General features: G+C 62.1%; 12 protein-coding genes and 1 pseudogene. 11 read left to right on the forward strand and 2 right to left on the reverse strand.

What is annotated here, in order from left to right; translation table 11 throughout:
- The first annotated feature begins 1 nt into the window (after position 1).
- Positions 2 to 775, forward strand: coding sequence for an SDR family NAD(P)-dependent oxidoreductase (locus HAPAU_RS13705; protein WP_066383790.1), 774 nt, complete (start codon positions 2 to 4; stop codon positions 773 to 775).
- Between the two features lie 288 nt (positions 776 to 1,063).
- On the opposite strand, the gene HAPAU_RS13710 is transcribed toward HAPAU_RS13705, so the two are convergent.
- A complete protein-coding gene (locus HAPAU_RS13710) occupies positions 1,064 to 2,050 on the reverse strand; it encodes a PLP-dependent cysteine synthase family protein (RefSeq protein ID WP_066383792.1) in 987 nt (328 codons plus the stop codon).
- Positions 2,051 to 2,282: 232 nt separating this feature from the next.
- Here HAPAU_RS13710 and HAPAU_RS13715 point away from each other — a divergent pair, with 232 nt between their 5' ends.
- A complete protein-coding gene (locus HAPAU_RS13715) occupies positions 2,283 to 2,888 on the forward strand; it encodes a metal-dependent hydrolase (RefSeq protein ID WP_245634118.1) in 606 nt (201 codons plus the stop codon).
- 181 nt (positions 2,889 to 3,069) lie between these two features.
- Positions 3,070 to 3,663, forward strand: a complete 594-nt coding sequence (locus HAPAU_RS13720) for a hypothetical protein (protein WP_066383795.1) — start codon at positions 3,070 to 3,072, stop codon at positions 3,661 to 3,663.
- Between the two features lie 39 nt (positions 3,664 to 3,702).
- On the opposite strand, the gene HAPAU_RS13725 is transcribed toward HAPAU_RS13720, so the two are convergent.
- Positions 3,703 to 4,212, reverse strand: a complete 510-nt coding sequence (locus tag HAPAU_RS13725; RefSeq protein WP_066383798.1) for an FxLYD domain-containing protein — start codon at positions 4,210 to 4,212, stop codon at positions 3,703 to 3,705.
- Between the two features lie 353 nt (positions 4,213 to 4,565).
- Between HAPAU_RS13725 and HAPAU_RS22900 the strand changes: the two are divergent.
- The 8 genes and pseudogenes from HAPAU_RS22900 to HAPAU_RS13755 all read left to right on the forward strand — a co-directional run.
- Positions 4,566 to 4,688, forward strand: a pseudogene (locus HAPAU_RS22900) (ABC transporter permease); the annotation flags it as partial.
- Between the two features lie 556 nt (positions 4,689 to 5,244).
- Positions 5,245 to 6,264, forward strand: a complete 1,020-nt coding sequence (locus HAPAU_RS13730; protein ID WP_245634119.1) for a Bug family tripartite tricarboxylate transporter substrate binding protein — start codon at positions 5,245 to 5,247, stop codon at positions 6,262 to 6,264.
- Between the two features lie 9 nt (positions 6,265 to 6,273).
- Entirely contained in the window at positions 6,274 to 6,774 is a 501-nt protein-coding gene (locus tag HAPAU_RS13735; protein WP_066383802.1) for a tripartite tricarboxylate transporter TctB family protein, read from the forward strand.
- Position 6,775: 1 nt separating this feature from the next.
- Positions 6,776 to 8,269, forward strand: a complete 1,494-nt coding sequence (locus HAPAU_RS13740) for a tripartite tricarboxylate transporter permease (RefSeq protein ID WP_066383804.1) — start codon at positions 6,776 to 6,778, stop codon at positions 8,267 to 8,269.
- A gap of 528 nt (positions 8,270 to 8,797) precedes the next feature.
- On the forward strand, positions 8,798 to 9,058 hold the full coding sequence (locus HAPAU_RS20990) for a hypothetical protein (RefSeq protein ID WP_157078474.1): 261 nt from the start codon (positions 8,798 to 8,800) through the stop codon (positions 9,056 to 9,058).
- A 147-nt stretch (positions 9,059 to 9,205) separates the two neighbouring features.
- Positions 9,206 to 10,264 carry an isocitrate/isopropylmalate dehydrogenase family protein gene (locus tag HAPAU_RS13745; RefSeq protein WP_066383811.1) on the forward strand — a complete coding sequence of 353 codons (1,059 nt, stop codon included), beginning with the start codon at positions 9,206 to 9,208 and terminating at the stop codon, positions 10,262 to 10,264.
- A 139-nt stretch (positions 10,265 to 10,403) separates the two neighbouring features.
- Complete coding sequence (locus HAPAU_RS13750) at positions 10,404 to 11,285, forward strand: SDR family oxidoreductase (protein ID WP_066383813.1); 882 nt, start codon at positions 10,404 to 10,406, stop codon at positions 11,283 to 11,285.
- 143 nt (positions 11,286 to 11,428) lie between these two features.
- The gene (locus HAPAU_RS13755) at positions 11,429 to 12,001 is read left to right on the forward strand and encodes a DoxX family protein (protein WP_066383904.1); all 573 of its coding nucleotides are present in this window, start codon (positions 11,429 to 11,431) and stop codon (positions 11,999 to 12,001) included.
- Positions 12,002 to 12,012: the final 11 nt, after the last annotated feature.

Here is a 12,012-nt window from a genome sequence, read left to right on the forward strand (position 1 = left end):
TATGACTGGGTCGCTCGATAATAAAACGGCCGTCGTGACCGGTTCGAGCAGTGGTATCGGGTTCGCGATCGCGCAGCACCTCGCAACGGAGGGTGCGAACGTGGTCGTCAATTCTCGCTCACAGGATCGAGCAGAAGACGCTGCAGACGAGATCGACGGTGGTGATACTGTTCTCCCGATCGAAGCCGATGTCACGGACCGTAGTTCCCTCCAATCGCTCGCTGATCGAACCGTCGAGGAGTTCGGTTCACTAGATATTTGGGTGAATAATGCCGGTATCAATATTCGTGGTCCTGCAGAGGAACTCTCGCTGGACGACTGGCAAACCGTTATCGATGTCAACCTCACTGGGACGTTCTCCGGAGCCCAAGTGGCCGGTAATCGGATGATCGACCAGGGAACGGGCGGGAACATCATCAACATCTCGAGCATGATGGGTGAACAGGGTCAAACTGGGAGAACACCCTATAATACGTCGAAAGGCGGCGTGAACAATCTCACCCGGTGTCTAGCTGTGGAATGGGCAGAACACGATATTCAGGTCAATGCCGTCGCGCCGGGGTACATCGAAACCGAGATGGTCGACGACGCTCAGGACCAGATCGGATTCGATAAACAGGACGTCGTTGATCGAACACCGCTCGGGCGGTTTGGAAGCGTCGACGAAGTCGCGAACTGTGTGACGTTCCTTGCAGAGGGTGACCACTTCATGACCGGCGAGATACTGCATCCGGACGGCGGGTGGCTTGCGTTCGGATGGGGAAGTAAAGACTGAACGGAATCGGCGTCTTCGACTCCCTTTGCGACAGTTCTCCGGATCGGTACTGACAGCCCCGGCTGACCGGTCCGTTCCTTCGCGGGCTGGTCACTGTTCGGGTTCCCGAGGGAGGTACCAGTCGCTTTGAGCACCTCCCTCGGTGGTTCACTCTCGAAAGCGTCCTCTCTTTCCACCGATCCGAGGAGCCGTTCGGGGTCGACGCCGTGCTTCCGAAGCACGTCCGGACAGGCCTCGAGGATCGCCAACGGGCCCGGATACCGCCGGGCGAACTACCGTCCCGGCTGCTCAGTCCCCATTGATTACGTCGAAGTACTGATCGCCGTTGTCACACACCATCGTCAGCACGACGGATTCCGGGTCGTCGCTGTAGTCGTCGGCGATCTCGAGCGCGGCGGCGGAACTCGGCCCGATGAGGAACCCGTTTCGCGCCTCGGAGCGCGCGCGTTCGAAGGCCGCCTCGTCGGCCACCGTCCGCACGTCGTCGATGGAGTCGAACCACATCGTCGGGAGCCGCTCTGCCTTCCCGAGCCCCTCGACAGCGACGTCGTATTCGACCGGATCCTCGCCGTGAAAGGCCGTCCAGATGTTCGACTTCTCGCCGTCGACGCCGACGACCTGCACCTCGGGGTACTCCTCCTTTACGCGGCGAGCGATCCCCGAGAGCGTCCCGCCCGTCCCCATCGGCGAGACGATGTGGGTCAGGTCCCCGTCGAGTTGCTGGACGACTTCCTCGCCGGTCCATTCGTAGTGGACCTGCGGGTTCAACTCGTTTTCGTACTGGTTGAGGAAGGTCCCCCCCGTCTCGTCGGCGATCCGTTGGGCCTCCCGGGCATAGTAGTCCTCGTGGTCGGACGCGACGTCCGGACACGCCGTCGTGGTCGCCCCGTAGGCCTCCATGTAGCCGGATTTCTGCCCGCTCGTCCCCGCCGGAAAGGTAATCTGACAGTCCAGTCCTAGCCTCGCACACACGAGCGCCACGGCACCTCCCGTGTTACCCGAACTCGCCTCGATCACCGGTCCCTCGCCATCGATCTCGCCGTCCGCCCGCATCTTCGAGATCATTCCCAGCGCGACACGGTCCTTCATCGACCCGGTCGGGTTCTCGTACTCCAGCTTGCAGTACGTCCGACCGGGCCGGTGCCCGTCATACTCGACGATCGGTGTCCCACCTGTCCGCCCCAGAATCGAATCGTCACACTCCGGGTACGGCGTGATCGTCGGAGCGTCTCTGGTCCGACTGTGGTCGGTGGAACCGGGTGCCGGTTGCTCCATTACTGCCCCTGTCTGGCACCTCGGTTATCAACCTTCATATTATTACGGAATAAACTATATAAATTAGAGTAGAACCATTCGAGACTGAGTTCCCTCGCTGCTGGTTCAAAAAGGCCGAACTCACCACGTATCCGAGCAGACGCGTCCATCGTGATCGCGCTCTTTCCGGCGTCGTCGCGGAGCGTGGACCGATGTCGTTTTCCCGTTCTGCTTCCTGTACTGGATACCGATGATGGCGACGACTCACGCGCTGATTGGGGGTGCGGTCGTGGTTCTGTTAACCCGGTTTGCGCCGGAGATGACCCCGATTGCCGTGACCGCAGCGCTAGCCGGCGGTGTTTTTCCGGATCTGGATCTGTATGCGAACCACCGGAAAACCCTCCATTTCCCGGTATATTACTGGATTCCGGCGACGCTCGCGGTGCTCGTGGTCGCGCTCATACCCACCACAACGACGGTTGCCGTCGCCGCATTCGTCCTCGCGGCCGCGGTCCACTCGACGATGGACGTCTTCGGTGGTGGACTGGAACTCCGACCGTGGCTCGGTACGTCCGACCGGGCCGTCTACAATCACTACCGGCGCCACTGGATCCGTCCCCGGCGGTGGATCCGCTATGATGGAGCTCCGGCGGACTTCCTTCTCGGGGCCGTCGGTGCAGTCCCGGTCGTAACAGTCACCGACGGGCCGCTCCGAACGATCGTGCTCGGCGCGGTCGTCGTCTCGGGAGTGTACGCACTGGTGCGCAAACACCTCCCGGACCTGGCGACCGTGATCGCTAGCAACCTCCCCAAACCGCTCCGCACTCACGTTCCTGACCGATTCGTCGACGTCGAGTGACGGGCGGGATGACGCAGGGTATCTGAGCTGTTCCGAAGCGTTCGAGCGGTCCCGTTGTACTCCGAGAGCCGACTCCGACTCGTGACCGTCCCTCAATCGCGCGAACTCCCGAGCGTCTCGATCGTGCGCCATCCGTTCGAGATACGCAGCTATTTCCCGGCCGATGCCCTCATCGCTCCCAATGCCTCTCTCGGAGGTCCCGCGGACGGTCGCACACGGGGTCGAACGCGGCGTTAGATCCGGGATCGTGAGCGTCCTTCTCATCGGAGTCCGTCGGCGGGACCCGGGGGCGATCGTCAACGCCACCCTCGCATTCGTGGCGGCCTCCCTCCCTGACGTTATCGAACACCGATACGACGTCGAGTTCCGGCCGTGGCAGCGCGTCTACGCGTCGATCGCGATGCTCATGCACGCGGTGGGGATGCTCGGCCCGTACGACGACGTCTGGTGGTGGGATCACCTCACGCACACGCACTCCGCGACACTGCTAGGCGGGATCGTCTACACCGCAAGCCGTCGCCGGGGCCGTGACCCCCGGACGGACGTTATTGGTGTCGTCGCATGTGTCGGTATCCTCTGGGAGGGCATGGAGTACGTCATTCACACCGCCGCCAACCGGCTCGGTATCGAACCCATCCTCGTCACCTATAGCAAGATCGACATCGTGTTCGATATCCTCTTCGACCTCGTTGGTGCCGTCCTCGTCATCGTGGCCGGTGACTCGCTCCTCGAGAATTTCGACCTCGAGCACGGTGAACCCCGTCCCGGCCGGTAGGAGTACTAGTGATCCCTGCTACGACGGGTATTCTATCCGTTATCCTGTTTCGTTCCCAGTGCTCTCAGTCCGGGTTTCGTTCTGGGTGCCGGTCCCTTCGACGATCTCCGCATCTGCCGAGATCGTAAAGCCGGTCGCCTCGCCGCTGGCCTCATCTCCAACGACGACGTAGAACTGCCACTTGTTGTCCGGACGCAAGTTATCGATGTCTTCGGTGGACGTATCGACGAACTCGTTGATGACCGTATCCTCGTTATAGAGCGTCGCTGTGACTTCGATGTCATTGAGCGGACTGTCGCTGACGTTTTCGACGGTTCCCAGTACGCCGACGTCGTCGCCCGTCGAGTACGCACTGTACGAGGGTATCTCTAGATACTCCGGCGTTTCTTCGATCTCTCCGTCGATATCCTTGGACGGCCAGTCCGTCCCGTTACCGCCCCCGTTCGAAGTGTCTGTTCCACCGGTGTCACCGACGCAACCGGCGACGGCGATGCCGGCGACTGTTGCCCCTGTGGTCGTAAGAAACGCTCGTCGATCCAGGTCCCTCACGTGGTGTGGTATGGCCGGGGTCGGAAGTCCGTTCTGCCTGTTTTTGCGCCCTACTTTTAGCCCGCTAGCAGAATGATCACCCAATACTCTTCCGGCCCCTTACTAGGAATCGAGGGCCTCCACTCGCGGAGAGACCGTCAGTTGAACGTTTTCGCCGTCATCGGACTCACCGGTCATCTCATAGCATCCATGGTGGTCACCAGTTTACGACGCCCGTCTAAGCGAGTCGACGAGCGCTCCCTCACCGGAGTGTTCGTCGTCTCAGTGGCGGAGGTCCATCCCGTGTCATTCATCCCGTTATCGACCTCTTCGACCACCTCGACGTCAGCCGAGATTGTAAAGTCGGACGCATTAGAGAGGTTCCTGTGGGCACCTCGGTGTATCCACTCGTCGTGGATCTCGGTGCACTCGTGGTGTCGTCGTCTGTGATGGTCGGGATCGGAACGTACCTCTTCGAACGCGTCGAAGCGACCTGAAATATACAATAGTTGGCGAGTAATCGAAGGAAGCGGAGGAACGGGGGATGGGGCCAGGACAGACCCCAGCCACTGCGATCACCACATGGACACTTCAATGAACTACGAGGGGAATGGAGCAGTTTGGCTCTCTTATGTACGGGAGCTGTGTACGATGGATGGAGGTTGATCACCTCCTTTCGGCGCCTTCTTCGTGCCAGTGGACGGATTTCGGCGTCCAGTGGGACGAAGGTAGTATATCACTATTGCCTTGTGCTTGCATACCACAATATATTTTACCACGCACGACGGGACGCCGAGACGGTACGCCCGACGAGCTCGGACCGGGTCGTCACTGCTATGGTGTAAGGAAGACGATGAGGGTGTTCACGCTCATGTGGCGTACGTCCCCGTGTCGGTACCGCGGCCCTGAGCAGTTCCTCAGACCATGATCCTGCTCCTGCTACGTTTTCGATGATCCCGTCTTACCGGTGTGCTCGCTTTCTCCCTAGTGCTGTCCCACCAGCACACCCTTGATCGGGGGTATTATATGACATGATAGATAACCCATGGTCCGATGGCGAAACGAGACGTGATACCACACAACGAAATCGGACGACGAGAATACATTACTACCGTCGGTGCCCTCGGAATGGGCGGGCTTGCTGGCTGTGCCGGCCAGCTTGGGGGTGACGAGGAAGAAGGGGAGTTCCCAAGCCAGGACATCGAGATGATCTGTCCGTGGGCGGCCGGCGGCGGCACCGACCTGACCGGTCGACAGATCGCCGACCTCGCCCAGGATCCCCTCGGGGTCTCGCTGTACGTCACCAACCAGACGGGCGGTAGCGGCAGTGCGGGTTTTAACGCCATCGCAAACGCGGAGACCAACGGCTACACCGTCGGGATCACTACCGTCGAGATCTGTACGATCTCGCATCTCGGAATCGCCGACGTCACGCCCGAGGATCTCGGTGCGGTCATCCAGTACAACTTCGATCCGGCCGCCCTCACGGTTCCCGAGGACGCCCCCTATAGTACCCTCGAGGAGTTCGTCGCCTACGCCGAGGAGAACCCCGGAGAGATCCGGGTTTCGAACTCCGGGACCGGTGCGATCTGGCACCTCTCTGCGGCCGGCTTCGCCCAACAGGCCGGCATCGAACTCAGTCACGTCGGCTACGACGGCGGTTCGCCAGCGACCCAAGCGGTCGTCAGCGGCGAGGTCGAAGCGACGGCGGCGAGCGCACCGGAGGTTGCTGGCCAGGTTCAAGACGGCCCCCTTGAGATCCTCGCGGTGTTCGGCGAGGAGCGCCTCGACATGTTCCCTGAGGTGCCGACGCTTCAGGAGTTGGGCTACGACTTCACTATGGGCGCGTGGCGCGGACTGACGGTGCCCCAGGGAACCGACGAGGAGCGCATCGGTACCCTTGAAGAGGGTTTCACCAGCGTCTACGAGTCCGACGAGTTCCAGTCGTTCATGGAAGAACAGGGGTTCGGCCTCGTCTATCGCGACGCCGAGGAGTTCGGCCAGTTCATGCAGTCGGAGTACGACCGCTTCGGCGGGATCATCGACGAGCTCGGACTGGAACAATCGGGCTGATCGGTGAGCATGGTCTCTCGTGTCTTTCGTTCGGACGCCATCGCCGCCGGACTGCTGGTTGCGCTCTCGGCGGCCGTCTTCGTCGTCAGTGCCGACTTCCCCACCGGTCGTGGTGGCGACCCCGGAGCGGCCTTCTTCCCGCGACTCATTGCCGGGACGATCGCGATACTCGCCGTCGGTCTCCTCCTCAAAGACCTCACCACAGACGAGCGTGCCGCCCATGAGATCGACCCGACCGTCGTTCGCCGGCTCGCCGTCGTCGTCGCGTTCCCGGCGCTCTACATCTTCGTCATGCCGATCGTCGGCTTTCCGCTGACGACGGTCGTCTTCCTGGCGGGACTCATGTGGTACTCCGGTGCGCGATCGATCCCGATCGTCCTCGGAAGTTCCATCGGGGTTATGTTCGTCCTCTATTACCTCTTCGGGGTCCTGTTTCAGGTTCCTCTTCCCGATGGACTCGTCCCGATCGGGGACGTGCTACCGGTCGTGATCCCTGTGGGGCTGATCTGACGTGCCCTCGGTCATCGACTTCTTCGCCCAGGGGGCCACGCTCGTCTTCGAACCGCTCGCGCTCGCGCTGATCGTCGTGGGGGTGGTGATCGGGCTTACCATGGGATCGTTGCCGGGCATGACGGCGACCATGACCGTCGCCGTCCTGGTCTCCTTTACCTTCGGCATGGAACCGGTCCAAGGAATGATGCTCCTGTTGGGGATCTACGGCGGTGCCCTGTATGCGGGGTCGATCCCAGCGATCCTCATCCGAACGCCGGGAACGCCGAGCGCCGCCGCGACGGTGTTCGACGGCTTCCCGCTGGCCGAACAGGGTAAAGCCGGTCGCGCGATCGGGATCGCGACCGTCGCCTCCTTCGTCGGCGGCGTCATCAGCGTGGTCTTCCTCGCGGTACTCGCCCCTCAGATCGCCACCGTTGCACTCGCGTTCCGATCCCCCGAGAACTTCGCGATCGCCGTCTTCGGGCTGACGATCATCGCCAGCATCAGCGGCGACTCCATCATCAAGGGGCTGATCTCGGGACTGTTGGGCATGTTTCTCGCGACTGTCGGACTCGACCCGAACCTCGGGGTTCCCCGCTTTTCCTTCGGAGTCGAGGTGCTCACTGCCGGTATCGAGTTCATCGCTGTAATGATCGGGCTGTTCGGCATCGCTGAAGGGCTCGCTCGGTATCGCGCCGGAATCGATACCGACAGCGTCGAACAGGACCTCTCGACGGTCCGACCCACCCTCGGGGATCTCAAGAACATCAGCAACGTCACGTTCGGCTCGGGCGTCGTCGGCGCGTTCATCGGTGCCATCCCTGGTGCCGGCGGGGATATCGCCTCATTTGTCACGTACAACGAGGCCAAACGCTGGTGTAGTAACGCGGTCCCCGAGTTCGGCGAGGGAAACGTCCTCGGCGTCGCCGCCGCCGAATCGGGCAACAACGCTAGTACCGGTGGGGCGCTCATTCCGACCCTCACTCTGGGGATCCCCGGCGACTCGGTCACGGCGATCCTGATCGGGGCGCTCCTGGTCCACGGCATTCGACCGGGTCCCGGCCTGTTCGAGAGCGAACCCGGCCTGGTCTATGCGATCTTCATCGGCTTCTTTCTGGTGTACGTCGTGATTCTGATCCTCGGACTCGTTGGCGCGCGCTACTGGGCTCGGCTGATCGATTTCCCCTCGATGTATCTCTGGCCCGTCATCTTCCTCCTGTGTATCGTTGGATCGATCGCGCTGCGGGGCAACCTGCTTGACGCATGGGTGATGCTGGGTGCCGGCGTGCTCGGCTATTTCATGCGGATGGACGACTACCCGTTGGCACCGATGGTGCTGGGGCTCATTCTCGGACCGATCGCCGAATCGAACCTCCGGCGGTCGTTGCAGGTCTCCGGTGGATCGCTGGAGGTTATCTACACTAGCCCGATTGCGATGACGATTCTTCTCTTCAGCGCGATTTCGTTGTTCCTGCCGGTCATTCGGCGGAGGATCCGGCAGTATCGGATGTGAACGGGCGCGACGCCGGCTTTCCGTTCCCATCGGCCTCTACCCCGCTCGTCGATGATTTACACTCCGAACAGCGGTCACTATTCGTCCCTCGGCTCCCATACTCAATATACTATAACAGACTATAACTACAACAACGTCCGCTCGGGGTTCCGTTCAATAGGGTTTTGGACCCTGAAGCGGTAGTCGGATACGAGTGCATGCAGGGGAGCGATATGGCCAAGAAAACGTACTGTTCACAGTGTGACGAGCATCGTGAAGTTCACGTGACCGTCCCGTGGCAACCGGACTTCTGTAGCGTCTGTGGGGCCGAAATAGACGAGTAGTCCCCGTTTTCGTAGCTCGATAGTGAGTTCGACCCGATCCGTTCTCTGAGGATCGATCCGGACAGTTGGATTCCATCCCAAAACCGGTGAGCCGGTTCGTCTTCCTCGACTCGCCCCTGACCGACACCACGCGGTTCCAGAACTGGCCGGTTCGGAATTATATTCCACAAAGTTTATTATACAAAATAACATGCGATGGATACCTATGAGCTCACGTCTCGTGACACCGATCACTCACGACCGGACCGGATCGGGAGACACCAGCTTTGGTGTGGTTCGGATAGCGCGGGTCCTCTGTGGGGGCGCTGTTCTGGCTGGTTCGATCGCGGCAGCTTTGATCGGTGGAACGGTCTCGATGCCGACACTTACCCCGATGTGGCTCGCCCTCCTCGGTGGTGGAATCGTCTCCGCTTGGTGTTCGGTCTCGTTTCTCTGTGGTGCCGCTATCGTCGCGAGCACGTCCTGAACGGGGCCCGATCGGCTCTCGGAGACGGTCCACGGGAGCGTTCACTACCGGTTCGCGGGACCGAACGATGACGATGCACCGTCAGCGATCGACGGGACCGCCTGCCGGATCGGAAGGGATTTCACGTACCACGGTAGCCGATGACTAATGACGTACGATGTAGCGGTCATTCCCGGAGACGGTATTGGCCCGGAGGTCGTCGACCACGCGATGGCGCTCGTCGAGGAGGCGGCCGCCGCACACGACGTGTCGTTCGAAACCACCCGGTATGACTGGGGCTCCGAGCGATACCTCGCGGAGGGCGCGATGATGCCAGCGGACGCCCTCGATCGACTCCGGGGATACGACGCGATTTTCCTCGGTGCCGTGGGTCATCCCGACGTCCCCGATCACGTGACCCTCCACGGTCTCCGCCTCGAGATCACGAAGGGGTTCAAACAGCACGTTTGCAAGCGTCCCTCGTACCTGTTCGAGGGGGTCACCAGCCCGCTGCGGGAGTACGCCGGCGGCGACATCGACTTCGTCGTCTACAGGCAGAACACGGAGGGCGAGTACGCCGACCTTGGCGGCAGGGAGTACGGCGGGTTCGACAACGAGGTCGCGGTCCAGAGCGCGCTGTTCACCCGCGAGGGGACCGAAACGATCGTTCGCGCGGCGTTCGAGGCCGCAACCGAGCGCGCCGGAAAACTCACGAACATCACAAAGTCCAACGCCCAAGCTCATGGAATGGTCTTCTGGGACGATATCGTGACCGAGGTCGGTGAGGAGTACCCCAGCGTCGAGGTCGAACGATTGCTCGTGGACGCCGCCAGTATGGACTTCGTCAGGCGCCCCGACGAGTTCGACGTGATCGTCGCCTCGAACCTCTTCGGCGATATTCTCACCGATCTCGGTGCCGGTATCGTGGGCAGTCTCGGACTGGCTCCGTCGTCGAACATCGACCCGACCCGAATCCACCCCTCGATGTTCGAACCGGTACATGGAAGCGCCTTCGATATCACCGGCAAGGGGATCGCGAACCCGATCGGGACCGTCCTTTCGTGGAAACTCCTCTGGGAGCACCTCGGTGAGGAGGCACTCGCCCGGGCGCTACACGACGCGGTGGCGGCCCAACTCGCGGATCCCGGTGCCCCGCGCACCCCCGACATCGGCGGGGATTCGGGAACCGAGGCGGTCGTGGACGATCTCCGGTTGCGAATCGAGTGACCCGTGTTTCGTGGAGCGTGATCCCGTGTATCGATTCCGTGCATCGCCGGACACGGGATCCAGTCCCACTCGACGACGTCCCAGCGGTCGAAACCGGCGTTCCTCACCCATTTTGTAGCTCGCCTCCCATCGTCGGACCATGGACCGCACTGCGGACGACCTCGTGGTACTGTTGACGGGCGCGACGAGCGGTATTGGGACCGTCGCCGCCCGGAGACTCGCACGGATGGGCGCGACGGTCGGGATCGTCGGCCGCGACGAGGCGCGAGGGAACCGGCTCGCCGAGGAGGTCACCGCATCGACGCCGGGGACGGTTCGCTTCCACCGCGCGGATCTCGCGACCCAGCACGCGGTTCGACGACTGGCCTCCGAGGTCACGAGCACGTACGACCGACTCGACGTGCTTGTTCACAACGCCGGACTCTCGACGCGCGACCGGACCATCACCGACGACGGGATCGAGCTGACCCTCGCGGTCAACCACCTCGCGCCGTACTTGCTCACCCACGAGCTCATGGACTCCCTTCGTGCGTCCGCTCCTGCACGCGTCGTCGTCACCGCATCCGGAATCCACACTCGCGGCGAGCTGGCGTTCGACGACCTCAAGATGGAACGCGAGTACAGCGCCCTCGACGCCTACGCCCGGTCGAAACTGGCGAACGTCGCCTTTACTCTCGAACTCGCCGATCGGCTCGGGGACGACGCCGACATCGTCGCGAACTGCTTCCATCCGGGATTCGTCCCGTCGACGGGTCTGTTCCGGGACGCCCAGCTCCGGGTACGACTGTTCGTCCGCCTCGCCGCGGCCGTTCCCGGTATCGGGACGACGCCCGAGGCGGGTGCCGACCGCCTCGTCGACCTCGCGACGGCCCCGGAGTACGGCCACCGTTCCGGGCGCTACGTGGGAACCGATGGCCCAGAAGCGCCCGCACCGGCCGCGACCGACCCAGACGTTCGGGAGGAACTCTGGCGGATCAGCGCCGACCTCGTCGGGATCGACCCCGAGTGGCCACGAAGCTGACGCCCGTGACCCGAATTCGGCTTCGGGCACCGAGACCAGTCACGAAACACGATGAGCAGTGAAAATCGTCGTTCTCAGACGCTGAGAATCTGCCCTTTCGTATAAGATACCAGTCGTCATATCTACAACTGTACATGAGCAATATGACTACGACGACACCCCAACAGGAAACGAACGTCTTCGAGAGCAACATCGCCGGTTTCACCGTCCGCGGACGCGCCCACAGCCTGAGCGCGTGGTTCGTACTCGCGTTACGGCTCATGATGGGATTTGCGTTCCTCTATGCCGGCCTGAGTAAACTGCTCGGCCCGGAACCGTTCAGCGCCCAGGGCTACCTGCTCGGTGCCGTGCCCGCAAACGGTGGCCCGCTCGTCGACCTGTTCGTCTGGATGGGCGAGACGGGCTGGATGCTCGCGATTCTCGACGTTGCCGTCCCGTTCGGCCAGGTCGCGATCGGTCTTGCACTCATCGTAGGCGCGTTCACCCGATTGGCGGCGTTCTTCGGGGCGTTCATGATGGCGACGTTCTACTTCGCGAACTGGGACGTCGCCCACGGGCTGATCAACGGCGACTTCGCGTACATGCTCGTGTTCCTCGCGGTCGCCGCCTTCGGCGCCGGTCGGATCCTCGGACTCGACGCGATCATCGAGCGCTACGAGATCGACGGTACGTCCCTGATCGAGAAGTACCCGAAGCTCGACTACGTCCTCGGCTGATTCCGGGGACT

The sequence above is a fragment of the Halalkalicoccus paucihalophilus genome (assembly GCF_001593955.1).
Classification (GTDB): domain Archaea; phylum Halobacteriota; class Halobacteria; order Halobacteriales; family Halalkalicoccaceae; genus Halalkalicoccus; species Halalkalicoccus paucihalophilus.